At 59.0% G+C, this 23,053-nt stretch carries 22 protein-coding genes; 9 read left to right on the top strand and 13 right to left on the bottom strand.

Annotated elements, in window-relative coordinates; all coding sequences use genetic code 11:
• Nucleotides 1-229: 229 nt before the first annotated feature.
• From OGM60_02315 to OGM60_02305, 3 genes are all read right to left on the bottom strand, one after another.
• Nucleotides 230-538 carry a hypothetical protein gene (locus OGM60_02315; protein ID UYI99641.1) on the bottom strand — a complete coding sequence of 103 codons (309 nt, stop codon included), beginning with the start codon at nucleotides 536-538 and terminating at the stop codon, nucleotides 230-232.
• Nucleotides 507-821 carry a hypothetical protein gene (locus OGM60_02310; protein ID UYI99640.1) on the bottom strand — a complete coding sequence of 105 codons (315 nt, stop codon included), beginning with the start codon at nucleotides 819-821 and terminating at the stop codon, nucleotides 507-509. Before OGM60_02310 ends, OGM60_02315 begins: the two co-directional genes overlap by 32 nt.
• A gap of 106 nt (nucleotides 822-927) precedes the next feature.
• Nucleotides 928-1,152 (bottom strand): hypothetical protein, encoded by a 225-nt coding sequence (locus OGM60_02305; GenBank protein UYI99639.1) that lies wholly within the window; start codon nucleotides 1,150-1,152, stop codon nucleotides 928-930.
• Between the two features lie 131 nt (nucleotides 1,153-1,283).
• Here OGM60_02305 and OGM60_02300 point away from each other — a divergent pair, with 131 nt between their 5' ends.
• The 3 genes from OGM60_02300 (at nucleotide 1,284) to OGM60_02290 (ending at nucleotide 4,193) form a co-directional block, all read left to right on the top strand.
• Nucleotides 1,284-2,450: a WYL domain-containing protein gene (locus OGM60_02300; GenBank protein ID UYI99638.1), complete on the top strand. Its 1,167-nt coding sequence runs from the start codon at nucleotides 1,284-1,286 to the stop codon at nucleotides 2,448-2,450.
• Nucleotides 2,451-2,985: 535 nt separating this feature from the next.
• A complete protein-coding gene (locus tag OGM60_02295; GenBank protein ID UYI99637.1) occupies nucleotides 2,986-3,204 on the top strand; it encodes a helix-turn-helix domain-containing protein in 219 nt (72 codons plus the stop codon).
• Nucleotides 3,205-3,518: 314 nt separating this feature from the next.
• Nucleotides 3,519-4,193 carry a DUF3800 domain-containing protein gene (locus OGM60_02290; protein ID UYI99636.1) on the top strand — a complete coding sequence of 225 codons (675 nt, stop codon included), beginning with the start codon at nucleotides 3,519-3,521 and terminating at the stop codon, nucleotides 4,191-4,193.
• 257 nt (nucleotides 4,194-4,450) lie between these two features.
• Here OGM60_02290 and guaA read toward each other — a convergent pair whose 3' ends face one another.
• Complete coding sequence (gene guaA / locus OGM60_02285; GenBank protein UYI99635.1) at nucleotides 4,451-6,049, bottom strand: glutamine-hydrolyzing GMP synthase; 1,599 nt, start codon at nucleotides 6,047-6,049, stop codon at nucleotides 4,451-4,453.
• Nucleotides 6,050-6,317: 268 nt separating this feature from the next.
• Between guaA and OGM60_02280 the strand changes: the two genes are divergently transcribed.
• A complete protein-coding gene (locus OGM60_02280; protein UYI99634.1) occupies nucleotides 6,318-7,331 on the top strand; it encodes an asparaginase in 1,014 nt (337 codons plus the stop codon).
• A 317-nt stretch (nucleotides 7,332-7,648) separates the two neighbouring features.
• On the opposite strand, the gene OGM60_02275 is transcribed toward OGM60_02280, so the two are convergent.
• Nucleotides 7,649-7,867 carry a helix-turn-helix domain-containing protein gene (locus tag OGM60_02275; protein ID UYI99633.1) on the bottom strand — a complete coding sequence of 73 codons (219 nt, stop codon included), beginning with the start codon at nucleotides 7,865-7,867 and terminating at the stop codon, nucleotides 7,649-7,651.
• Nucleotides 7,868-7,943: 76 nt separating this feature from the next.
• Here OGM60_02275 and OGM60_02270 point away from each other — a divergent pair, with 76 nt between their 5' ends.
• A complete protein-coding gene (locus OGM60_02270; protein ID UYI99632.1) occupies nucleotides 7,944-8,333 on the top strand; it encodes a hypothetical protein in 390 nt (129 codons plus the stop codon).
• Nucleotides 8,334-8,342: 9 nt separating this feature from the next.
• Here the strand turns inward: OGM60_02270 and OGM60_02265 are convergent, their stop codons facing one another.
• From OGM60_02265 to OGM60_02250, 4 genes are all read right to left on the bottom strand, one after another.
• Nucleotides 8,343-8,726, bottom strand: a complete 384-nt coding sequence (locus OGM60_02265; protein UYI99631.1) for a DUF1648 domain-containing protein — start codon at nucleotides 8,724-8,726, stop codon at nucleotides 8,343-8,345.
• 11 nt (nucleotides 8,727-8,737) lie between these two features.
• A complete protein-coding gene (ychF, locus tag OGM60_02260; protein ID UYI99630.1) occupies nucleotides 8,738-9,814 on the bottom strand; it encodes a redox-regulated ATPase YchF in 1,077 nt (358 codons plus the stop codon).
• A 127-nt stretch (nucleotides 9,815-9,941) separates the two neighbouring features.
• The gene (locus OGM60_02255; protein UYI99629.1) at nucleotides 9,942-11,285 is read right to left on the bottom strand and encodes a 6-phospho-alpha-glucosidase; all 1,344 of its coding nucleotides are present in this window, start codon (nucleotides 11,283-11,285) and stop codon (nucleotides 9,942-9,944) included.
• Between the two features lie 155 nt (nucleotides 11,286-11,440).
• A complete protein-coding gene (locus OGM60_02250) occupies nucleotides 11,441-13,048 on the bottom strand; it encodes an alpha-glucoside-specific PTS transporter subunit IIBC (GenBank protein UYJ00144.1) in 1,608 nt (535 codons plus the stop codon).
• A gap of 359 nt (nucleotides 13,049-13,407) precedes the next feature.
• On the opposite strand from OGM60_02250, the gene OGM60_02245 reads away from it, so the two are divergent.
• Together OGM60_02245 and OGM60_02240 are read left to right on the top strand one after the other, a co-directional pair.
• Nucleotides 13,408-14,433, top strand: coding sequence for a zinc-dependent alcohol dehydrogenase family protein (locus tag OGM60_02245; protein UYI99628.1), 1,026 nt, complete (start codon nucleotides 13,408-13,410; stop codon nucleotides 14,431-14,433).
• Between the two features lie 65 nt (nucleotides 14,434-14,498).
• On the top strand, nucleotides 14,499-15,254 hold the full coding sequence (locus tag OGM60_02240) for a GntR family transcriptional regulator (protein ID UYI99627.1): 756 nt from the start codon (nucleotides 14,499-14,501) through the stop codon (nucleotides 15,252-15,254).
• Nucleotides 15,255-15,386: 132 nt separating this feature from the next.
• On the opposite strand, the gene OGM60_02235 is transcribed toward OGM60_02240, so the two are convergent.
• The 4 genes from OGM60_02235 to OGM60_02220 form a co-directional block, all read right to left on the bottom strand.
• Nucleotides 15,387-16,640 carry a 4Fe-4S binding protein gene (locus OGM60_02235; protein UYI99626.1) on the bottom strand — a complete coding sequence of 418 codons (1,254 nt, stop codon included), beginning with the start codon at nucleotides 16,638-16,640 and terminating at the stop codon, nucleotides 15,387-15,389.
• A 149-nt stretch (nucleotides 16,641-16,789) separates the two neighbouring features.
• Nucleotides 16,790-17,857 carry a glycerol dehydrogenase gene (locus OGM60_02230; protein ID UYI99625.1) on the bottom strand — a complete coding sequence of 356 codons (1,068 nt, stop codon included), beginning with the start codon at nucleotides 17,855-17,857 and terminating at the stop codon, nucleotides 16,790-16,792.
• A 144-nt stretch (nucleotides 17,858-18,001) separates the two neighbouring features.
• Nucleotides 18,002-19,102, bottom strand: a complete 1,101-nt coding sequence (locus tag OGM60_02225; GenBank protein UYI99624.1) for a glycerol dehydrogenase — start codon at nucleotides 19,100-19,102, stop codon at nucleotides 18,002-18,004.
• Between the two features lie 83 nt (nucleotides 19,103-19,185).
• Nucleotides 19,186-20,409, bottom strand: a complete 1,224-nt coding sequence (locus OGM60_02220; GenBank protein UYI99623.1) for an iron-containing alcohol dehydrogenase — start codon at nucleotides 20,407-20,409, stop codon at nucleotides 19,186-19,188.
• Between the two features lie 500 nt (nucleotides 20,410-20,909).
• Here OGM60_02220 and OGM60_02215 point away from each other — a divergent pair, with 500 nt between their 5' ends.
• Together OGM60_02215 and OGM60_02210 are read left to right on the top strand one after the other, a co-directional pair.
• Entirely contained in the window at nucleotides 20,910-21,986 is a 1,077-nt protein-coding gene (locus OGM60_02215; GenBank protein ID UYI99622.1) for a hypothetical protein, read from the top strand.
• Nucleotides 21,986-23,029, top strand: a complete 1,044-nt coding sequence (locus OGM60_02210; protein ID UYI99621.1) for a hypothetical protein — start codon at nucleotides 21,986-21,988, stop codon at nucleotides 23,027-23,029. Before OGM60_02215 ends, OGM60_02210 begins: the two co-directional genes overlap by 1 nt.
• Nucleotides 23,030-23,053: the final 24 nt, after the last annotated feature.

Raw genomic sequence — 23,053 nt, 5'->3', positions numbered from 1 at the left:
GGCCGGTTTTAAGGGCGGGAGCGCGAGGAATGTCCGTAGGGTTCATGCCTTCCCGGGCGCAAGCCACCAGTCCGTAACCGCAGGTGAGGCAGCGCCGTGGCTTGCACGCTGGTGGCAAATTCGCAGGTCAAACATCTCCGTCATCTATCGACGAAACGAGAAGCCCCACGTTGACGCGTCTATGAGTTGATGACCTGAACGACGGTCGTCCTAGTTGCCAGCTTCCGCATCAGAGAAACCACTTGGAGCAGAAGCCGATCTGGAAGACCGAATGGACGAGCATCGAGATTCCGAGGCAGACCATCATCGCGCAAAACCCGATTCCGGCCCATTTCAAGAAAGGGTCTTTTTCTTGCTTGTCGGAAGCTCGCTCCATCCAGTCGCGCGAATACGTATCGCCGTACTCGTCGCTCTTTGAGGCCTCTTTCGAAAGCAGCTCGAGAGCTTCGTCGAGGTCATCAGCAAGCTTGTTTCCGTCGATTCCGACCTTGAAAAGATGAGTCTCATCATGCTGCTTGAGCGCCGATTGGTTCTGCAAAAGGTAGAACCTCTCGCCGTTCACCCCGTTCGCCAGAGCGGTCCTCTCGCTCGAAAACGACCGAATCTCCTTCTTGAGCCTTGAGAAGGCCCCCCTTGCCCTCGATTCCGAACTTCTGCGCGAGCGACTCAAGCTGCCAGAGCAGGTCGTACAGCCCCGCCGCGGGCAGGAGCCCGGCCCCGTACGCCTTCTCGAGCATCGACCGCTCGAAGCGATCGTAAACGGGGATCGCCTCCCCGTACGTCAACCTGGTGCCAACTTCGGGGAAATCATTGCATTCCATATCGTCTCCTATCATTCGAATCGAGAGTTAATTCCTTGGGGCGCGTCACGCGTCGACGACGCCGCGTCCCACAACAGCGGTTGTTGCTTCCGCGTGGGCGCATCGCCTAGCACGCAGGGCGCAGATCAAGCCTGAAATCACCTTTGGCGATAGAGAGGCTGTAGTTCGACCCGACTAAAACAGCGATGCCCATCAAGGCCAGACCGCAAGCGGCGATCAGCTGCTCCGGCGAAAAGCCGAGGATCCTCCTTCCGTTATCGCACGCCGCCTCCGCTACGGCATCGGCTGACGAAATCGTCGGGGCGTTCACCGCCCGTCCGGCGTCGTTCATAGTTGGCTCCCTACTCTCTCTTCCATTGCTTCGACCCTTATTTTCAACCGCCATCGGAATTTCGTCTCCTCTGACTGGTTTGGATTGCCTACAATTTCATAGGCAATAAAGTTGTTTATGGAGGACCTGCAATGTCTAGGACATTCACCGAGGAGGAGATCTCCGAGTTAAAGGAAGCCGGATTCGCGGCGAGCGGCACATCGAGAAGCAGGATCCTGTCCGTCCTCGACCTCCTCGTCCGCTTCACCGATGAGAGGACGGGCATATCCGCATCGGAAATCGCGCGCGTCATAGGCATCTGCTCCGAGAGGCCGACGTCGGAGAACGCCATTCTCAAGGACCTGCACCAGATAAGCGAAAGCATGCCCATGGGAATCCGCATGGCGATACCTGGCCACGGCGAGAACGTCGGGTTCAGGGCCGTAAACAAACCCCTGTCATCCGAGGAGGCGATCCTCATCTCGGACGTGCTGGGGACGAGCTCCTTCATCGGCGAGGGGCGGAAGGACAAGATCTCCTCGAAGGTGCTCGCATTCTCCTCCGACTATGACGTCGACGAAAGCGTGGAGACCGTGTTCGTCGACCGCAAGGCCGGCAGGGACACCGACGCGATTTTCAACGTCCTCCATGCCGCATCCCGAGCGATCCGCATGAACGAAAGGCTCGCCTTCAAGAAGCAGGTTCACCTGATGAACGGATCGACCGTAAAGATTGGGCCGTACGAGGAGGACCCGGTGGCGATCGTGTTCAGCTTCGGCCGCTACTATCTCGAGAGCATGCATATCGACGAAGGCGGTTCCCCCAGTCCCTACTTCTACCGACTAGACGATATCGCGGACCCGGTTGTCACCGGAAAACCGGTGTCGGATCGGGATAAGGTAGAGGCGCTGAGGACGCGCGTGGTCGCGGACACGCGCCAGCGGGTCGACATGTTCGGCTCGGGCACCGCCAGAAAGCTGTTCCTGGAAGTATCCGGCACTCATGCCAAGTACGTTTACGAAAGGTTCGGCCACGACCTCAAATTCTGTCACATCGACGAGAGCGACGAAAGAAACGTCATCGGCTACGCCTGCGTCAGCGCGATGCCGTCTCCGACCTTTTACAGGTGGCTATTCGGGATGGACGGCGCGGTGAGGCTGGCGAAGCCTAAGGGGAAACGGTGGGTCGAGAGCTTCCCGAATGCCGTCGCCTCCGACCTAGAATCCTATATCCAAGATTACGAAGCAGCATCAGAGGGCTACAAAGCCGCACTGGATGCAGCTATTTCACGATTGGACTCGAAGAGCTGCCGGCAATGAGGCAATCCCAATCGGTCCGATTCAAAAGCCAATATTGACTAACTCGAATTCGGCTCGCATCCTCGCGCCGTTCGTCTGCTCCCATTCGTCCGAAATGACAACCACAGCAGGTCGTGTCCCAACGGATGGGTACCATTTATCCGGGTGCACCTGGGGCAACGGGTTGAAGAACCTGCACAAGGTCGCTCGCAGAACACGCAACATCAAACACGACAGAAGAGGCGAACGACAGATGCCGGACCCCGGACGACAGCACCGCGGAAGACGAGCATTCCGACCACAACCGAACAACTCCAGCTACTAGGCAGGCGCCCGCATGGGCGCCTTTTACTTTTCAGGGACTTAGCTGCGAGCTAAGGCACGCGGCTCATGGCCGTTTCATGGAGACCCGACCGGCTCGACCCACTTCGACCCGTCTCCGCTCCTGCCGTGCTCACCAATCGCCATCAGGCGGTTCAATCGTCGTGCAGACGAAAAGGCACACGGTGTCGTGCAGCGTGCCCGCACGGTGCCGCACGGGAAGATTGGAGGAACCGTGGCACGCACAGCCGAATGCGCCGCGCCCGAGGGCAACCAAGATCGCGACGAATGGATGACGGTGATCGAGATGCAGGAGTACATGAGGGCGAGCCGAAACAAGGCGTACGACCTCATCTGGTCGGGAGAGATCGATTCCTACAGGCTCGGCAGGAAGCTCCTGGTTTCGAGGGCGTCCGTGGACGCCTACATCGAGTCGAGGAGCGGCAAGAAATGACGGCGGCGACCGCCCCGGGAGCCGCCCGCGGCCAGGCATGCGAGAAAGCCTCGAGACGAAAGGAGCTCGAGGACGACCATGACCAAGAGCATTAGCAGGAGCCAGGTGAGGCTCATCGCATCGACCAACGCGATATTCGGCGCCGATGAGGTGTGCGCGATGCTGCGCATAAGCCGCGACGCAATGTACCGGCTCGCCCCCCTTGCACTCACCGCCAGCACATGCTATAAGGTTATTGGTGGCCCATTAAGCTACCTCCAAGTGCCGGGGGAGTCCCCCGGCTATTTTTTTATCCATTCCATTAGGAGTCCCCATTGGCCAAGGAACTCAGCATCTTCGTCGACGAGAGCGGCGACCGCGGCGGCAAAGCTCGCTACTACCTGCTCACACTCGTCTTTCACGACCAGGCAGACAGCATCGCCGAGGCGGTCACGGGCTATGAGGCCAAACTTGCCTGGGCCGATCTCCCTAACATTCCGTTTCACTCCGAGCCTCTCATGAACGGGCACAAGGATTATGAGTTTCTTAACATCGAGCAGCGCAAGGTGATGCTCGCCTACTTCTCCTCGTTCGTCCGCAAACTTCCCATTTCCTATATCACGTTCGTCTACCGCCGCAGCCAGTTCGAAGACCCGGCAAGGCTAATGGAGCGCATGGGGCGCGACATCTCCTCCGCCATGATTGAACACCTGGGCTTCTTCCAGTCCTTCGACGATGTGAAGGTCTATTACGACAACGGTCAGGACATTGTCAAGCAGGCGCTCGACCGCTCGGTGGGCAAGGTCCTCTCAAAAGGAGTCGTCCGACGCCGTAAAACCTCGATGACCGACTACCGCCTCGAGCAAGTGGCGGATTACCTCTGCACTATCGAACTTGCCTTGGTCAAGTACGAGGCCAAGGAGAACGGTGAGACGTACAACAAGTTCTTCGGAGGTATAGGCTCTTTCAAGAGGAACTGGCTCAAGCAAGCCCACAGCAAGCGGATATAGGTGGTCTCACGGTTTCGCAAGGAACGGCCAGCTCTCCTCTGGCGAGGAACTCCGGGCGACGTGCCTCGAGCAGCGGAAGCTGAAGCGCAAGCAGAAGCAGCGCGGGCAATGATCAGTGCCGATATGGGCCCAGACGTGAACAGTGCTACGTCCCCTGTTCACGGGGCGCGAAACCATAAAGATTGTCCAGCGGTTGCCAAACGAAAAGCCCCTGACCTGTTTGTGCAGGTCAGGGGCTCGGAAACGCTAGATATCAACTATTCCCATTCGATGGTCGCCGGCGGCTTGGACGTGATGTCGTAGCACACGCGGTTGGCGCCGGGAACCTCGGCAACGATGCGGCCCGAGATGCGGGCCAGCACGTCGTAGGGCAGCTTGGCCCAGTCGGCGGTCATGGCATCGCTGGACTCGACGGCACGCAGGATGATTGGGCGCTGATAGGTGCGTTCATCGCCCATAACGCCAACGGACTTGATGTCGGGCAGGACCGCGAAATACTGCCAGCAGCTGTGCTCGGAGTTGCGCTCGCCGGTCTGCTCAAACAGGCGCTGGTTGTAGGCGTCGAGCTCCTCGCGCACGATGGCGTCGGCATTCTTGAGGATCTCGAGCTTCTCCTTGTCGACCGCACCGATGATGCGGATGGCAAGACCCGGGCCCGGGAAGGGCTGACGGAACACGATGTGACCCGGCAGGCCCAGCGCCAGACCAAGCGCGCGGACCTCGTCCTTAAAGAAGTGGTCGAGCGGCTCAATGAGGTCGAAGTGCACGCCCTCGGGGAACGGGATCAGGTTGTGATGGCTCTTGATAGTGGCCGTCTTGCCGCCCGTCTTGCGAGCGCCGGACTCGATGATGTCGGGGTAGATAGTGCCCTGAGCCAGGTACTTGACCGGCTTGCCGTCGGTCTCGAGCTGCTGCGCCACGGCGAAGAACTCTTTCCAGAACTGCGTACCGATGATACGGCGCTTCTCCTCGGGCTCGGTCACGCCGGCCAGAAGCTCGGCGTAGCGGTCCTCGGCATGAACGTGGATAAAGTCGACGTCAAATTGCTTGGTGAAGACCTCCTCCACCTGCTCGGGCTCGCCCTTGCGCAGCAGGCCGTGGTTGATGAACACGCAGGTCATCTGCTTGCCCACGGCGCGGGCGCCCAGCGCAGCCACGACGGAGGAGTCGACGCCGCCGGACAGGGCCAGAATCACGCGGTCGTCGCCGACCTTCTCGCGGAACTCAGCCGTCATGGTCTCGACCAGGTTGTCCATGCTCCAGTTGGGCTCCAGGCCGCAGATCTCAAACAGGAAGTTGCTCAGCAGCTGCTGGCCATACTCGGAGTGCTTGACCTCGGGGTGGAACTGCGTGGTGAAAATCTTGCGCTCAACGCACTCCATGGCGGCAACCGGGCATACGTCGGTGCTGGCGGTAACGGTAAAGCCCTCGGGCACCTCGGACACGGCGTCGCGGTGGCTCATCCACACGGTCTGCTCCATGGGCGTGGAGTTAAAGAGTTTGGCGCCGGCCGTACGCGTGATGGTGGCGCGGCCGTACTCGCCTACCTCGGAGTGGCCGACCTTGCCGCCGAGCGTCACGGCCGTGATCTGATGGCCGTAGCAAAAGCCCAGGACGGGAAGGCCCAGGTCAAAGATGGCGGGATCGATAGACGGAGCGTCCTCGGCATACACGGAGGCCGGGCCGCCAGAAAGGATGAGCGCGGAGGCGTTCATCTCGCGAATCTCGTCGGCCGAGATGTCGCAGGGGACAATCTCGGAATACACGTTGAGGTCGCGGACACGACGGGCAATGAGCTGACCGTACTGCGCACCAAAGTCGAGTACGAGGACCTTTGCGGAAGCCTTTTGATCCATGGTTCCCCCTCTTGTTGGCGGGGAGCCGGTGCCCACCCGCGTGAATGAACGAAAATATCTTTCATAGTGTACACGTTATATGGGGGTTTCTCGTCGCTCACAGCCATCAGCGCACGGCAAACGCACGACCTGGGCCCCTATTAGACGGCAATTGAAGTGTTACCAAACGTTGCAGATGATGTAATACGTTTGAACATTGGACGCCCTGTGACACAATACTGCCGAACGACTCCGCCTCTGTGGCGGCAAATACGATAGGAATACCAGCATGAAGCGCATCCTTCTCATCGCCACGGGCGGCACCATCGCATCGACCGAGGACGGCAACGGCCTCTCCCCCGCCCTGACCGGTGAGGAACTCGCCCAGAGCGTCCCCGAGATCTCGGGCCTCTGCGAGCTCGACGTCGTGCAGCCCATGAACATCGACAGCACCAATATGCGCCCGAGTGACTGGATGCGTATCCGCGACGTCATCGTCGAGGGTTATGCCGACCACGACGGCTTCGTGATTCTGCACGGCACCGACACCATGAGCTACACCGCGGCAGCGCTTTCCTATCTGATTCAGGACAGTCCCAAGCCCATCGTACTCACCGGCTCGCAAAAGCCCATGGGCAACCCTTTTACTGACGCCAAACTCAATCTGTACCAGAGCCTGCTCTATGCGCTCGATGAGCATTCGCACGACGTCTCTATCGTGTTTGGCGGCGTCGCCATTGCCGGTACGCGCGCCCGCAAGCAGCGCACCATGAGCTTTAACGCGTTCATTAGCGTCAACTATCCGCCCATTGCCTACATCCGCAACGACCGCATCGTGCGCAACGGGCTTCACGGCACGCATCAGGGCGAAAACCCGGTGCGTTTCTACGATAGCATCGACCCGCGCGTGTTTGTCCTTAAGCTGACGCCCGGCGTAAACCCGGGTATCCTTGACGCCCTTGCCGATAGCTACGACGCCGTGATTCTGGAGACCTTTGGCATTGGCGGTATCCCCGAGTTTGGCGAGTCCGGCGAGTCATTCCAAGAGGCAATTTTCCGCTGGGTCAATTCGGGTCGCACCGTCGTTATGACCACACAGGTCCCCGAGGAGGGCCTCGATTTGGGTGTTTATGAGGTCGGCCGTGCCTACGCCGACCATCCGGGCATTCTACGCGGCGACGATATGACAACCGAGACGCTCGTGGCCAAAACCATGTGGGCACTCGGCCAGTCACGTGATGCGGCAGAGATTCAACGCCTGTTCTACAGCCAAGTCAACCACGACCGTATCCCGATGGCGTAGCTAAAACAAAATCCGCCTCTTTGGGCCTTGTAGGGCACGTGGTACCCCTCGGAACGTGCAAAAAGCGGAGTTTTCAGCATCCGCCCCTTCCGGGAACGTTAAAACCGCTGGCTGTAAATTGCCTTTCGACTCGAAAGACTCGTTCCGCGCGCTTGTTATTCCTCATATTATTGAATTTTGTGGATAGTCCAAAACATTACGCGTCGTATTTGTGGCCCCGGCTGCCGTCAAATTATTGAGGGATGCTGAATACTCGCGTTTTTGCACGCCGCCGTCGGGGGGACCCGTTCAACAAGCGGCAAATCTAGCAAAAAAGGCTACTCGATACCCTCAAGAAGCTCTGACACCGTCATGCCGAGTGCGGGCGCGATCTTAAATAGAACCTTGAGCGTGAAATTTGCCGTCCCATCTTCGATTCGGTCGAGGTAGGGTCGGCTGATTCCTGTCGCCACACAAAAATCAACCTTGGAGATACCAAGGTCCCTGCGTGTCTCTTCGACCCGCCTGCCAAGAATCTGTTTCGCACGTTCGTCCATGCAGCCGAGTTTGAAATGGAGCCGAACATAAACGTAAACTATAGTTTACGTTTTGCCGAATACACAGGAGTTTTCTATGTCGGGTTCTTCGGTCCGCATGTACCGAGCCACGCTTCGCACAAACTGCGCGCCGCCCAAGCTCGTCATCGTTGAAGCAGAATGCCTTTCGCCCGATGAGCGCACAGCATTTGCATTGCTATCAAGTCGCGTCGCCGCCGTTCTGGTCCCTTGCCCGGCGCAAGGTGAACTTGCCATCCAATGCCAAGCGCACAGCTGCTCGCTCAATCAGGCTGTCGTAATCGCAACCAGCCAACACGGTCTGCCCCTTCTCCTGGAATCCGGTATCGCACTCACTCTTCGCGGCGCCGGATACGAAAACGAGGCCGCCGCCGACATGGTCTTTAAACCACGATCGAGCGGCGGCCTCACAGCAGCCATTGAATATGCGTGCAGGCTCGTTGCCTAAAAGGACAAGCTAGAAACCAAAGCCAAAGCCCGTTCCAGTAATCGCCGAATACATAAAGTAGACGTTGATTACATTGAGGAACACGCCCGTGATGCAGCCGTTACGCAGGTAGCGCTCGCACGCAAGGCGTGCCATCACAGCGGAGTCCTCGTTGTTTTTTGCCTGGCGTCCCGCCGTAAAGTACGTCGCCACGCTCAGCAGCAGGTTGAGCACCGGCAGTGCCAGCAGCTCGTAGCTCTTACCCCAGCGCGTCACCTCGCCGGCTGCGTTAAACTTCGTTGCCACCTCGGGGCCAATGTTGGGGATAACACACGCTGCAACCACCAGCGGAATCACCGCAAGTACGAGCAGCGCAATACCCATGTAGCCAGCTTTTTTGCCATATTTAAACATGCGCGTCGTCCTTACACGTTAAAGCGGAAGTGCACGACGTCGCCATCGGCCATGACATAGTCCTTGCCCTCAATACGCAGCTTGCCGGCGGCCTTGGCGCCCTGCTCGCCGCCGAGCTCGATGTAGTCGTCATAGCCAATAACCTCGGCCTTAATAAAGCCGCGCTCAAAGTCGGTGTGGATGACGCCGGCGGCCTGCGGGGCGGTCGCGCCCTGACGAACCGTCCAGGCCTTGACCTCCATCTCGCCGGCCGTAAAGAACGACTGCAGGCCGAGCAGCTTATAGGCCGCCTGCGCGAGCACGTCCAGACCGGGCTGCTCCAGGCCCAGGCTCTCCAGGTAGTCGGCGGCGTCCTCGGGATCGAGCTCGGAAAGCTCTGCCTCGATCTTGGCGCAGATGGGCAGCGGCTTGACACCATCGATGGGCGCCAGATCGTCGTTGAGCATATCCTCGTCCACGTTGGCCACATACAGGATGGGCTTCATAGTGAGCAGGAACAGGCCCTTGGCGGCAGCACGCTCCTCGTCGGTCATCTCCATGGATGCGGCGCGCTTGCCCTCGTTGAGCCAGGCAAGCAGGCGCTTGGCCACCTCGAACTTAGGCATGAGCTCCTTGTCGCGCTTGGCCTCCTTCTCGAGCTTGGGCAGTTGCTTCTCGAGCGTACCCATGTCGGCCAGGATGAGCTCGGTCATGATGGTATCGGCGTCACCGGCGGGGTCGACGAACTCGCCCGTGCGGCCCACCTCGCGCATAACGTTGGGGTCCTTAAAGTAGCGCACGACCTCACAGATGGCGTCGGTCTCGCGAATGTTGGCCAAGAACTGGTTGCCCAGTCCCTCGCCCTCGTTGGCGCCCTTCACCAGGCCAGCGATGTCGACGAACTCGACCGTAGCCGGCACAATGCGGCCGGGGTTAACGATGTCGGCGAGCTTTTGCAGGCGGCTATCGGGCACATCGACGATACCCACGTTGGGGTCGATCGTGGCAAACGGGTAGTTGGCGGCAAGGCCGGTCTTTTTGGTAAGCGCGGTGAACAACGTCGACTTGCCCACGTTGGGCAGGCCCACGATACCGATGGAAAGGGACACGACAGCTCCTTTTGGTGCAGGTACTTCAAACTTCATAAGTATAGCGCCGCCGCAGCATCCGGGCGAATCCGGACACCGCGGCGGCGCAAATGAAGCAGAGATGCGTGAGAGTTCTAGACAGTAGTCCTTACTTAAGCTCGGGCCAGAAATCCTTGTTGGCCTCGATGAGCTCGTCCAGGATCTGCTTAGCAACGCTTGCCGAAGGAATGGTCTTGGAGAGCGTGAGCGCCTGCCAGAGCTTCTGGTAGCTGCCCTCGACCCAAGCCTGGACAACGAGCTTCTCGACGGAAACCTGCTGCTCCATCAGGCCCTTCTGGAACTGCGGGATCGGGCCCTGGCAAATCTTCTCAAAGCCGTTGGAACCGACGATGCAAGGCACCTCGACCATGGCCGTCGGGTCGAAGTTGGGCACAGCACCATCGTTGGGGACGATCAGCAGGAAGCGCTCGAGCGTGTTCTCGGCCAGCGCGCAGGCAAGGTCGACGATGTAGTTGGCGTGTACGTCGGGCTCAAAGCCGCCGTCCTTGGCAGTACCCTTGGCGATGATGTCGCGGCAAGCGCCAAAGACCTTCTTCTCGCGGCCGTCCATAACCTCATTGGCGCGAGTGTAGTTGGGGTCAGACGTCTCGACGACATAGTCCGGGTACAGGTAATACTTGAGGTAGGTATTGGGAATCGTCTCGGGATCTACAGCATAGACATCCTTGGCCTTGCCGAAGGTGTGAATCCAGCTCTCCTCGACATGCTGCTCCTTACCGGCCTCGTGCTCGATGCCGTCCAAGTAGCCGTTCTTAGCCATGTGCTCCTTAATCTGCGGCATGAGGTCGTTGCCGTCCTTGTCGTAGATCTTGCTCCACCAACCAAAGTGGTTGAGGCCGTAGTAGCTATACTGCAGCTCGCGACGATCCTTGATGCCGCACATACGGCTCATCTTATCCATGAGGTCGATCGGCATGTCGCAGATGTTGATGATGCGGCTGTTGGGGCGCAGCACGCGGCAGGCCTCGGCGACGATGGCCGCGGGGTTGGAGTAGTTGAGCATCCAGGCGTTGGGGCTGTACTTCTCCATGTAGTCGAGGATCTCGATGACACCACCGATGGAGCGCATGCCGTAAGCGATACCGCCGGCACCGCAGGTCTCTTGGCCAACGCAGCCGTACTTGAGAGGAATCTTCTCGTCGAGCTCACGCATGGCGTACAGGCCAACGCGGATGTGAGCAAGCACGAAGTCGGTCCCGGTGAATGCGGTCTCGGGATCGGTGGTGTAGCTGAACTCAACCTCGGGGGCGTTCTCGTGGAAGTAGATCTCGCAGGCCTTGGCCACGGTCTCCTGGCGCTCGGCATTGTTGTCGTAGAAGGTCACCTTGTTGACCGGGAAGCGGTCGCGCTCCTCAAGCAGCATCAGAGCGATGCCCGGAGTGAAGGTAGAGCCACCGCCGGCAATGGTCACGGCATAGTTTTTCTTGGACATGATGTCCTCCTCATTCTGGCCGCTTGCTCAATCCATCCCCGCACGCGGCCTGTACGGTTTGGAATTGTTACCTAGAAGTGGAGTTTTTTATCTCCAGAATCGGCCTTGCGGTGCATACCGGCTCTGCAAGGCCGTTTGTTTCGATAGACGATGGTTTACAGAAGACTCTCGAACTTCAGAAGACTCTCGAACTTCTCGCGAACCTGCGGGACGGTAAGGCCGATGATGACCTGGATTGACTGACCTTGGACCACCAAGCCATGCGTACCGATCGCCTTGAAGGAAGCCTCGGGTGCAACGACGCTCTTGTCCTTGACGTTAACGCGCAGACGGGTAGCGCAGTTAGTTACATCGATGATGTTATCCGTGCCACCGAGCAGATCGAGGATGTTCTCGGCAAGCACCAAGCGCTCATCATCTTTACTCTGGGCGACCGATTTGCCAGCAGCAGCACCGCCCTGCTTTTGCTTGTAGTCGGCCTTGGACTTGAGCTCGACCTCAACATCGTCATCCTCGCGACCGGGGGTCTTAAAGTCGAACTTGACGATCAGGAAACGGAAGACCACGACCCAAAGAGCGGTAAAGCACAGACCGACAAGGATGGAGATGGCGTACTGCAGACCGTGTGCGGCCCAAAGGGGCAGCCAGTCCCACGAGAGCATCGAGATGATGCCGCCGTCGAAGATGCCCACGACGCCAAGGAGGTTTTGAGCCATGCAGCCGAGCGCTCCGAGCACGCAGTGGACGACGAACAGGCCGGGCGCAATGAACAGGAAGGTGAAGTCAAGCGGCTCGGTGATACCGCAAAGCATAGCGGTAAGGGTGACCGGGATCAGCAGAGCCTTGACGCGCTGCTTGCGCTCGGGTTTGGCGGTCATATAAAACGCAATGGCAACGCCAAGCGAGCCGAAGACCTTAGTCCAACCAGGGCAGGTATAGGCAGCCCAGGGTGCGGCATCCTTAAGAGCAATGCTCGGATCGGCAGCCAGTTGGGGCAGGATGTTGGCCCAAGCAGCAAAGATGCCGCCGTTGACCGCCGCGTTGTCGTAATAGAACGGCGTATAGATAAAGTGGTGCAGGCCTGTAGGGATCAGCACGCGCTCGAAGAAAGCAAAGACACCCACGCCAAACGTACCGGCGGAAAGGATGAATCCCTGGAAGGCGGAGATAGCAGCCTGAACATGCGGCCACACCAGGCAGGCGATAAGAGCGACCGGAACCATAACGAAGAAACCGATCATATAGATGAACACGGAGCCCGAGAACACGCCCAGCCACTCAGGAAGTTCGGTGTCGAAGAACTTGTTATGCAGCATCGTGGCGATACCAGAGATAATGAGCGCGCCCATGATGCCCATATCAAGCGTTTTGATGCTTGCGATAGTGGCAAGACCAGTACCGCTGCCCGCCTCGACAGAGTAGTCGACGCCAAAGACAGGGCCCCACTGCCCCAAGATTGTGCTTACAAAGTAGTTGAAGGTAAGGTAGATGGCCAAAGCCTCCATGCAGCAGCGAGCGTTCTGCTTGTTCGCGAGCGAGATTGGCAACGCTACGCAAAACAGCAACGGCATCTGGTTAAAGAGCGTCCAACCACCCTGGAGCAGCACATTCCAGCAATCAAACCAAAGATGGCCCGCAGTGGCCATCTCGCCAAAGATCGCCTCGGTGGTAAACAGCGTACCCAGGCCGACGACGATTCCGGAAAATGCGAAAAGAATTGCAGGCGTGTACATTGCACCGCCGAAACGTTGTATCTTTTGCATCATGACGGGGAATCCCCCTCTCTTCATTCGGAGCGACTGCGGTTTTGGCTTCACTCGAGACCGCAGACGCGCCGTTTGCGTGTACCTCGTGCAATAGGACGGGTGGGCCCGCTTCCCTGACTTCTTGCACTTACGTTTTATCACATCACTTATCTATACAAGTTAGCATTAATACTACCGTCGGTAAACGGTTGATTATTGGCCGTAAACGGTATATGTCCAGTATTTCGCCTGGTAAATCTGACATAACTGATGGCTGCATTTTATAATTCTTTTTAACTTGTCTAGATGTGCTTGTCTATTCATATAGACATACCTATACTTCATTACAATATCCACCGCCACGTTAAGGAGTCACCATGAAAAGCGCGGTCTTCTATGGAAAGCACGACCTCAGAGTCGAGGAATCGGCAAAGCCGGCCGTGGGCAAGCGCGACGTTCTGATCAACGTCAAAGCTTGCGGCGTCTGCGGTACCGACGTTCATATCTATGAAGGCGACAAGGGTGCAGCCGACGTTACCCCGCCCACGGTCCTTGGTCATGAGTTTGCGGGCGTTGTCGAGGCCGTGGGCAGCGACGTCGCTGGCTTTAAACCGGGCGATCGCGTGTGCATCGACCCAAACCATCCCTGCGGCTGCTGCGAACCCTGCCGCGACGGAATCAACCACTACTGCGAGCATATGACCGGTTACGGCACCACCGTTAACGGCGGCTTTGCCGAGTACTGCTCCGTCGATATGCAGCAAGTCTACAAGTTGGGTGATCACACCAGCTTTGAGCAGGGTGCTATGACCGAGCCCGTCGCCTGCTGCCTGCACGGCATCGATATGTGCAACATCAAGCCCGGCAGCACAGTTGTCGTTATCGGCGGCGGCATGATCGGTCTGCTCATGATGCAGCTTGCTAAAAACGCCGGCGCCACCAAGGTTGTCTTGCTCGAGCCTGTCGAAGGCAAGCGCGAGGTTGCGCTCAAACTCGGCGCCGACCTGGCAATTGATTCCATCCACGAGGACGTCCCGGCCCGCCTGAAGCAGGAGGGCGTCGGCAACGTCGATGTCGTTATCGAGTGTGTTGGCAAGCCCGTCACCATCGAGCAGGCCATCCAGATCGCCGGCCACAAGGCTACGGTCATGATGTTCGGCCTCACCAAGCCCGATGAGACAATCACCGTCAAGCCCTTCGAGGTCTTCCAGAAGGAGCTTGTGCTTACCTCGTCCTACATCAACCCTTATACGCAGCGTCGCGCGCTCGAGCTCATCGACTCTGGCAGGCTCGACGTATCCTCGATGGTCGCCAAGGTGGCTTCCCTCGACGAACTCGGCGCCATCCTGTCAGACCCGGCCCTGCGCGCCATGGGTAAATATATAATCGACCCCAGCAAATAAATCGATTGACACCTGCGCGGACGGCCCTCATCCGTCGTTCACGCACCCAGCTCTAGGAGACCGTCATGGCGCGAGCCATCTTCCAAACTATTTATGACAACGTGAAGCAGTCGATTGACGACGGCACATACGCCTATCAGAGTTATCTGCCTTCGGAGACTGAACTCACGCAGCTGTTTGGCTGTTCGCGCATGACGGTCCGTCGCGCCATCTCGATGCTTGCGGCAGATGGCTACGTGCTCCCCCAACAAGGCAAAGGCATGCGCGTCATTCGCAACATCAGTGACGAGACGAATCGTGGCGGCGGCGGACTCGAGACCTTTAAGGAAATCGCAGCTAGCCGAGGCTTTGAGCTCAAAACGGTCACCACTGTCTTTGAGCTCCTCGTCTGTAACAAGGCGCTCTCCAAGATTACCGGGTTTCCCGAAGGCTGTGAACTCACACGTGCCAAACGCATCCGTTATGCAGACGGACGAGCCGTGTGCTCCGACGACTCCTATTACCTAAGCTCACAGGTACCGGGGCTGACACCCGAGATTGTCAACGAATCGATTTATCGTTACCTCGAAGAAGGCCTTGGAATTAAGATTGCCACGGGCAAACGCGATGTAACGATTGAGCATCCCACGCCCGAGGATACACGCGTACTCGATCTCGACGACTTTAACGCACTCGCCGTTGTACGCGGACAGACCTACAACGCCGACGGCATCCTTATGGAATACACCGAGACAAAGCAGGTTCCCAGCTTCTTTTTACTCCACGAAACGGTCACCCGCCGCAATAACGGCAGCGAGACCCATCAGAGCAGTATGAGCTAACCATCTATTAGTTGCGGTGGAATAGTTCCTAGAATGGCCAGCTTAAGGGCAAAACAGGAACTATTCCACCGCAACTATTTTTGGCCGGCGGGGCAGTACCTGTCCCACCGGCCATCATTTACGCTCTTTTAGCTAGTCCGCGAGCTTCTCCACCTGGTCGAGCATCTTGTCCAGCTTGGCCTTTGCCTCGGCCTTGACCTTCTCAGCTTCTTCGTGAGCCTTGGCCTTCTGGGCAGCCTTTTCCTCGGCTTCGGGATCGACGACGACCAGATTGGACGCGTCATGCTCAACCAACTTGAGCGCATGCTCGGGGCACACCTTGACGCAGGCACCGCAGCCCAAGCAATACGTGGACTCCAGCGCAAAGCGACCGCTTCCCACCAAATCGCAGGCAAACGTGGGGCACACGTTGACGCACTCGCCGCACGACGTGCACTTGTCAAAATCGCATTCCGGCGTGCTCACCTGCATGTTCTGGGCAAGCTCGGGGTGGTTTTGCAGCGTCGAGAGCACCAGCTGCCGCCCGTGCGTGAGCGAACGGCGACGTTTGGTCGTCGTGGTGCCGCACATGGTGTTGAGCGTGCGCTCCAGCTGGGTAATCTGATGGCGATGGGCCTTGAGCTTTTGCGTCACCGAGGCCAGTGCCGCCGTCGCCGGATTGAGCTTGGTCACCGTCAGGCCCGTGGTGCGGGCAATCTTTTCCATGTACTCCTTGCGCTCGTACTCGCGGCGCTTATGGCATTTGAGGCTCTTGGGGTCGACCTCCAGGCCCATGCCCGTACCGGCCCACTCCTCGGCAGTGGCGATGGCCTCGCCCAGAATATCCTCGCCACCGGTGTTGCGGCATTTATCGCACGCGCCCAGTGGCAGGTACACACTCACGTTGGGATAGTCCGCCAGTACCGAGAACCAGGTCTCGGCCGTAATATCGCCCACGCAGGCAACGACGACCTCGTTTTCGCGCGGCATACGCTTGAGGGCGCGCGTGCAGGTGACGTAGGCGGTCTCGTGGCTCGTAGCGGCAGAGACGATATCGTCATACAGGTTTTTAGGCGCCAGGCGCGGCGAGATGATCGCCTCGGCCGGACAGGCAGCGGCGCACAGGCCACACTTGCGACAGGAGTCGAGGATCTCAATGGCGTCTTCCTCGACCTCGATAGCGTTGACCGGGCACACGTCCATGCACGCGGTGCAGCCGCTCTTTTCGTTTTTGCAGGTCAGGCACGGAATGGTGTTGCCGCGCGGACGCTCCTTGTAGTCGGCAGGATTCCACTGCGGTGCCGACGGATCGAGCGCATCGGTCACGCCGCCAAGCGGGTTTTTAAGAAAGTCGAAACCCTTGCTGATCTCGATAATGTCATCAAACAGATCGTGTTCCTGCGCCATGCGCGGCCCCTCCCTGAGCAGTGCAAACAAGCAAGAGATAATGATACGCTATCGGCCCACACCTCGGGCAAATTACACGCGGTGCACCTTGAGGGAAATAACCCACAGCCTATCGCTGCCTCGATTGCACAAGGTCAATCAAGCGCAAGCTATGCCTCGCGCATGAGCTGCACGAGCTTTTGTTTTGTCACCTTGGCCTGCTCGTTGGCCATATTACGCTCATTTCTAAAGACCGCATTTGCAACACTCTGCAGATCGGCATCGGAAATCTCGCCAAGGCCCAGCTCCTCGAGCGTCGTCGGCAGACCAACGCGCTGGCAAAACTCGAGCACCTGATCAAGCTCGGGTGCACGCTCCAGGCGCAGCTGCACCACCAGGCCAAATGCCACGGCCTCGCCATGCATTGCCTTGCACTCGGGCAGAATCGTCAGACCGTTGGCGATGGCATGCGCCAGCGCCAAACCACCGCTCTCAAAGCCAACACCCGAAAGCAGAATATTGCACTCGATCAGGCGCTCAACCGCCGGCGATGTACGCCCTTTTTTGAGATCGCGCTTGGCAGCGACGCCGCACTCCATGAGCGTGTCGTAGCAGGCGCGAGCCGCGACCAGAGCCAAGTGCCCCGGCTCGCCACCGTGCTCGTTGGTACCGTGCGCCGCGGCGCACGAACGCGCCTCGAAGTACGTTGCCAGTGCGTCGCCCATGCCAGCGACCGTCATACGCAGTGGGGCTGCCGCGACCACGTTGGTATCGACCACGACCAGGTCTGGATTCTTCTCGAGCATCAGGTAGTGGTCGAACGACCCATCCTCGTGATACAGCACCGAAATCGCGCTGCACGGACCGTCCATCGAAGCCGCCGTGGGGCATACGCACAACGGCATCTCGGCATAAAACGCAACGGCCTTGGCAATATCGAGTATCTTGCCGCCGCCAATACCCACCACCATGTCGCAATACTCGGCCCGGGCTTCCTTAGCCATTTCGACAACGGCGTCTTCCGTACACGGACCGTCATAAATCTTAAAGAACGGCTCACTTAGATCTTCGTCCAGAAATCCATCGACGATCTGCTTGCACAGCCGATCCTCGGTGCCCTGGTCAAACAAGACATAAGCAGCGCAGCCCAACCATGACAAATACCTGCCCTGACGCGAAAGTTCGCCCGGCCCCTGAACATACCGGCCGGGACCGCCATAAACCATGGGAAGCGCCATACGAGAATCCGCCCTTCATCAAACAACGATTGGTACAAAGTAACCTGCCCCCTGCACCAACTTGTGCATTGGAGACAGGCCACTTTGCACCATAGCAAAAAGGGGCAAAGCCATCTGCTGGCTTTGCCCCTTCCTTAGCTTGATTTACTCATCCATGAGATAGTAGTGGCCCAGCGCGTCGGCACCCAGGATGGCGTTTGCGACCATCTCGGGAGTTACCTCAAACGGCATGTTGCACATGGTGTCATCGGGCGCGCAGGCAGCCTCGGCAACAATCATGGCCTGCTCGCGCGTAAGCTCGGCAACGCCAAGTTCCTTCATCGTGACCGGCAGGCCCAGCTCAATGCAGAAGCCCAAGACTTCCTCGAGCTTCTCGGTCGGGGCATTCTCGAGTACCAGCTGGACGATGGTGCCAAAGGCGACCTTCTCGCCGTGATACATGCCGTGGCACTCGGGCAGCATCGTCAGACCATTGTGGATGGCATGAGCAGCAGCAAGGCCCGAGCTCTCAAAGCCAATGCCCGAAAGCAGCGTGTTGGCCTCGATGATGTGCTCGACGGCAGGCGTGAGCGCACCCTTCTCCAGCGCGACCTTGGCCTTGACGCCATCGGCCATAAGCGTCTCGTAGCAGAGCTTGGCGAGCGCCAGGCCGGCCATGCCGCCCTTGCCGCCAGCGCAGGTGCCGCCGTCGGCATCGTGCGTCGCCTGAGCCTCGAAATAGGTTGCGAGCGCATCGCCCATACCGGAAACCGTCAGGCGCACCGGGCTCGCCGCGATAACCGTCGTATCCATAAGGACGATATTGGGGTTTGCCTTCAGGAAGAGGTACTTGTCGAACTGACCGTCATCGGTATAGAGCACCGAAAGCGCCGAACACGGGGCATCGGTCGAAGCAATGGTGGGACAAATGATAACCGGGGACTCCAGGTAATAGGCGACGGCCTTCGCGGTGTCGAGGATCTTGCCGCCACCGACGCCGACGATGATGTCGCAACCGTTGTCGCGAGCGAGCGCAACCAGGCGATCGACCTCGCCCTTGGAGCACTCGCCGTTAAAGTCCTCAAACAGCAGCTCGGCCTTAGCCTCAGCAAAACCGCCCTCAATCTTGGCACCGACGCGCTTCTTGCCCGAAGGCGTCACGATGACGAGGGCCTTAGCGCCGAGCGGCTCGACATAGGAACCGAGCTTGGCCAGCTCGTCCGGGCCCTGGATGTACTTGCTGGGGCTATTGAAAATTGAAGCCATAACTATCCCATTCTCTAAAATAAAAAAGAAAGGGGCTCCGTACAGATACGTGCGGAGCCCCTCGTTACGATAACAAGAGTCGATTAGAAATCGATGTCGGTGTCGTAGTAGCAGGCCTTGAGAATCTTCTCGAAGTCGGCAGCCTTGGTCTCACGCGGGTTCTCGGGCGTGCAGGCGTCGGTCTCGGCGTTCGCGGCGATCTCGGGAAGCTTGGCGAGGAACTCCTCCTCGGAGACCATCTGCGGGTTCTCGGCGTCGACCTTCACGCCACCATTCGCGTAATCCTTGATGGACTGCGGAATGTTGAGCTGGTCGTTGAGGTCGCGAATCTTCTGGACGAGCGCGGCGATGAGCTCCTCGTTGGTCTCGCCGGGAAGGTGCAGGATCTCCTTGGCCACGTAAGCATAACGCTCGGCAGCACGGGGATCCTTGGAGTTCCACTGGATGACCTTGCCCAGGTACATGGCGTTAGCAGCACCGTGGATGATGTGGCCGTTCTCGAAGGCAGCACCGGTCTTGTGAGCCATGGAGTGAACGATGCCGAGCAGGCCCGAGGAGAAGGCGATACCGGCGATGCACTGAGCCTCGTGCATGTGCTGACGGGCCTCATGGTCGCCAGCATAGGACTTGGGCAGCCACTCAACGATCTCGCGGATGCCGTGCAGAGCGTTGGCGTCGGTGAACATAGAGGCGCAGGTGGAAACGTAGGCCTCCATGCAGTGGGTCAGAGCGTCCATGCCGGTGTGAGCGCACAGCTTGGCGGGCATGGTGTAGGTGAGCTCGGGGTCGACGATGGCGACATCAGGGGTGATGTTGAAGTCGGCCAGCGGGTACTTGATGCCCTTGGCGTAGTCGGTAATGACGGAGAAGGCAGTGACCTCGGTAGCGGTACCGGAGGTAGAGGAGATGGCGCAGAAGTGAGCCTTCTGACGCAGCTCGGGGAAGCTGAACGGCTGGATGATGTTATCGAAGGACTCCTCGGGATACTCGTAGAAGACCCACATGGCCTTAGCGGCATCGATGGGCGAGCCGCCGCCGATGGCGATAATCCAGTCGGGCTCGAACTCGCGCATGGCCTCGGCGCCCTTCATGACCGTCTCGATGGACGGATCGGACTCGACGCCCTCGAACAGCTTGACCTCCATGCCGGCCTCTTTGAGGTCGGCCTCAACGTCCTGCAGGAACCCGCCGCGGCGCATAGAGCTGCCGCCAGAAACGATGATGGCCTTCTTGCCCTTGAGGTTCTTCACCTCGTGGCGAGCGCCCTCACCAAAGTACAGATCGCGAGGATTGGTAAAACGTCCCATACTGTGCCTCCTAAACAAGCCCCTCTTAGACTTGCGTATATAACGGAGCACCCGATTGGCTCCGTTAGGACCGTTTTGCGCGTTGCCGGCGATGACAATGCGCGATGTCTAAACGTCTCAACGCTCAGACAAACATTATTCTACCGTTCTGGTTGGTCAGTTATTCACCTAAAGCCGACAATGATGAAACGTTTTTTCTATCCCTGAAGACCCTTGTGGGGCATTCATACTCCCAAGCTGGGCAAACGTTTTATCAAGGTTGACCACATATCCCGGGCAGGACTGTGGCCCTCCAAAATGTGCCCCGTTCGCCGCCAAAAATCGACCGTTTGCGGCATCGTGATACCACTCAGTCGTCCAAGGTGCCGACATTTGTGCGACATCCGTCTTCGTGGTGCAAAGGTGCATGTCCAAGTGCGGCACCCCCGGTGTGCCACATGCGGGTAAACTAGAACCTTATATAGAGACATTTGAACCCTAACCGCAGCAAAGGAGGCCCCATGGCATTCGATCCCATTCAAGAGGATTGCCATCGCCTCGTTCTTGAGGCCTTGCGCCGCGACAATATCCCGCTCACCGACGGTGCCGCCGTAGAGCGTCTGATGGAACAATTCACCCGCAACCCCGCGCCGCTCATCGTGCACGACCGCGACCGCGCCGGGCACCTCATTGCCAAGGTGGTCGAGGCTGTCGACTACCGCATTCCCTTTATCCCTGACGATACCCAGGCAGAGCAAGAAGAGGCCGCTGCCGAGAACATGCTTCGCGAGGCAGCCGCGCTCGACCCCACCAACTGGGATGCCCAGCGCATGCTGACCGCCCTCACCGCCAACTCCAACGAGGAGTACGTACAGTACCTGGTATCCAAGCGCGATGAAGTCGAGCACGACCTGGCACTCAAGATCGCCTCGGCGCAGGACCCCTACGAGCGTGAGGCCGCAGGCGACCTTATGCGCCGCCCCTACCTGCGCTGGCTTGCCGCCCTTGCGTCGCGCGCCCTCATTAGCGGCCGCTATCGCATGTCGCTCGAAGCCGCAAACTGCAGCCTCGACTTTGCCCCCAACGATCCGGCCGGCGTCCGTCACACCGCGATGCTCGCCATGGCGAAGCTCGAATACCCCGCTGAGGAGCTCAAGCGCTTTCGCTCTGCCCACTCCGTCCCCTATCTCACCAACACGCCGCTACGCCGTCGTCCCAAGGACGCGGAGCGCGACTTGGACCCATGGACGCTCATCGCGCTGATGAGCGCTGCCTGGCGCGAGCTGGACTACGAGGGTGCCGAGCACTACTTGCGCATCCTTGCACGCTCGTGCCCACACGCAGCCGAGGCGCTCTATTTCCAAACCGAGTTTCCCGATGGCGTCTATGCCCGCGTCAACGTGGGCGTGGGCTCCACCGACGAGCTTGTCCTTGCGCTGTCCGAGGCGACGCCGGTACTGCAAGAGGGCTTGGGCGCCCCCGACAACGCCAGCTTTGCCGCCTGGGTCGCCACCAACGATATCGTGCGTTCCCAGATTGACGAGCGCATCCTGCGGGCGGCCGAGCAGGGCCTGCCGTTTAAGGGAGGAGACCTCTAATGGATCCGAGCGTCTACATCCCCGCCTACCTGGAGCGCGCCTACCTTGCGTCGCACCCCGAACTCACCGATGCAGCACGCGAGCTTGTCCATAACGACGTGAGCGTCAACCCTCATAAGTATGCGCAGACCGAGCATGCCCAGGCACTGCTGTCCTATGCAGGCGTCCACCGCCACCTGCTCGACGAGCTCCATCGCATCGAGGACATGGGCAGCGACGAGGAGTTTGAACAGACGCGCAACCACCTGTTCGACGATACGCGCGATGAGCTGCTCAAGATCGTCCGCGTCGACGCGCTGGCCGTCGATGCCCAGCTGCTCGCCATCATTTTGGCGGACACGCCCGTCGACGCCTGTCTGGGCGACCTGATGAAACTCGAGGCGACCACGACCGATTACCTGCAGCAAAGCGTGCCCGGGTTCGACATGGAGGCCCCGCACTACTGGGCCAACAAGGTGCTGGCAGACGGCGTGACGGCGGCCGATCTCACCGTAAGCGAGCCGGCGCTTATCGGGTGGCTCCACACGCTCGAGGCCATCTCGCAGCTGTGCATGGCGAGCGCTCGCTACCGTGCTGCCGCCAACTACGCCCGCCGCGTCCTTAAGGCGGAAGGCTATCCCACCCGAGCTGCAGGCACCGTGCTACTCGCCCTCGCTCGCCTAGAAGACGAGGACGGCTTTTTTGCCCTGGCCCACCAGCTCGAGGAGCAGATGGGGGCCGATACCCTCGAGAACTCCCCCTGGTACCTGCTCGCCCGCACGATCTTGCTGTTCAAAACGAACAAGATGCGCCCGGCGACACGCGCGCTGCGTGAGTTTGCCAACCGCTGCGAGGGCGGCGCGTTCTTTTTGCTGAACCCCATGTATCAGACGCCGTATCTTCCCTGCCGGCCCGAACCGCACGACCCCTGGGACCTTTCGCATCAGGCAGTTTGGGAGGCCGACGGCATCATCTCGGATACTCCCGACTTTGCCCCCTGGGCCAGCGCTTGCGAAGACGTATCGCAGCTTGCCCAGGAATTTGCGCGCCGCTACGGCTTTTAACGGCACAAACGTCACGACCATGTC

The organism is Coriobacteriaceae bacterium (genome assembly GCA_025757745.1).
In the GTDB taxonomy this organism is placed as follows: Bacteria; Actinomycetota; Coriobacteriia; order Coriobacteriales; family Coriobacteriaceae; genus Collinsella.
Note: the sequence above shows the minus strand (reverse complement) of the source record. Positions and strands in the feature narration are given on the sequence as shown.

What these genes read in the sequence shown, in the direction of transcription:
- OGM60_02310 (UYI99640.1), bottom strand. Translation starts at nt 821, where the DNA reads ATGGAATGCAATGATTTCCCCGAAGTTGGCACCAGGTTGACGTACGGG.
- OGM60_02305 (UYI99639.1), bottom strand. Translation starts at nt 1,152, where the DNA reads ATGAACGACGCCGGACGGGCGGTGAACGCCCCGACGATTTCGTCAGCC.
- OGM60_02300 (UYI99638.1), top strand. Translation starts at nt 1,284, where the DNA reads ATGTCTAGGACATTCACCGAGGAGGAGATCTCCGAGTTAAAGGAAGCC.
- guaA (UYI99635.1), bottom strand. Translation starts at nt 6,049, where the DNA reads ATGGATCAAAAGGCTTCCGCAAAGGTCCTCGTACTCGACTTTGGTGCG.
- OGM60_02280 (UYI99634.1), top strand. Translation starts at nt 6,318, where the DNA reads ATGAAGCGCATCCTTCTCATCGCCACGGGCGGCACCATCGCATCGACC.
- OGM60_02275 (UYI99633.1), bottom strand. Translation starts at nt 7,867, where the DNA reads ATGGACGAACGTGCGAAACAGATTCTTGGCAGGCGGGTCGAAGAGACA.
- OGM60_02270 (UYI99632.1), top strand. Translation starts at nt 7,944, where the DNA reads ATGTCGGGTTCTTCGGTCCGCATGTACCGAGCCACGCTTCGCACAAAC.
- OGM60_02265 (UYI99631.1), bottom strand. Translation starts at nt 8,726, where the DNA reads ATGTTTAAATATGGCAAAAAAGCTGGCTACATGGGTATTGCGCTGCTC.
- OGM60_02255 (UYI99629.1), bottom strand. Translation starts at nt 11,285, where the DNA reads ATGTCCAAGAAAAACTATGCCGTGACCATTGCCGGCGGTGGCTCTACC.
- OGM60_02250 (UYJ00144.1), bottom strand. Translation starts at nt 13,048, where the DNA reads ATGCAAAAGATACAACGTTTCGGCGGTGCAATGTACACGCCTGCAATT.
- OGM60_02245 (UYI99628.1), top strand. Translation starts at nt 13,408, where the DNA reads ATGAAAAGCGCGGTCTTCTATGGAAAGCACGACCTCAGAGTCGAGGAA.
- OGM60_02240 (UYI99627.1), top strand. Translation starts at nt 14,499, where the DNA reads ATGGCGCGAGCCATCTTCCAAACTATTTATGACAACGTGAAGCAGTCG.
- OGM60_02235 (UYI99626.1), bottom strand. Translation starts at nt 16,640, where the DNA reads ATGGCGCAGGAACACGATCTGTTTGATGACATTATCGAGATCAGCAAG.
- OGM60_02230 (UYI99625.1), bottom strand. Translation starts at nt 17,857, where the DNA reads ATGGCGCTTCCCATGGTTTATGGCGGTCCCGGCCGGTATGTTCAGGGG.
- OGM60_02225 (UYI99624.1), bottom strand. Translation starts at nt 19,102, where the DNA reads ATGGCTTCAATTTTCAATAGCCCCAGCAAGTACATCCAGGGCCCGGAC.
- OGM60_02220 (UYI99623.1), bottom strand. Translation starts at nt 20,409, where the DNA reads ATGGGACGTTTTACCAATCCTCGCGATCTGTACTTTGGTGAGGGCGCT.
- OGM60_02215 (UYI99622.1), top strand. Translation starts at nt 20,910, where the DNA reads ATGGCATTCGATCCCATTCAAGAGGATTGCCATCGCCTCGTTCTTGAG.
- OGM60_02210 (UYI99621.1), top strand. Translation starts at nt 21,986, where the DNA reads ATGGATCCGAGCGTCTACATCCCCGCCTACCTGGAGCGCGCCTACCTT.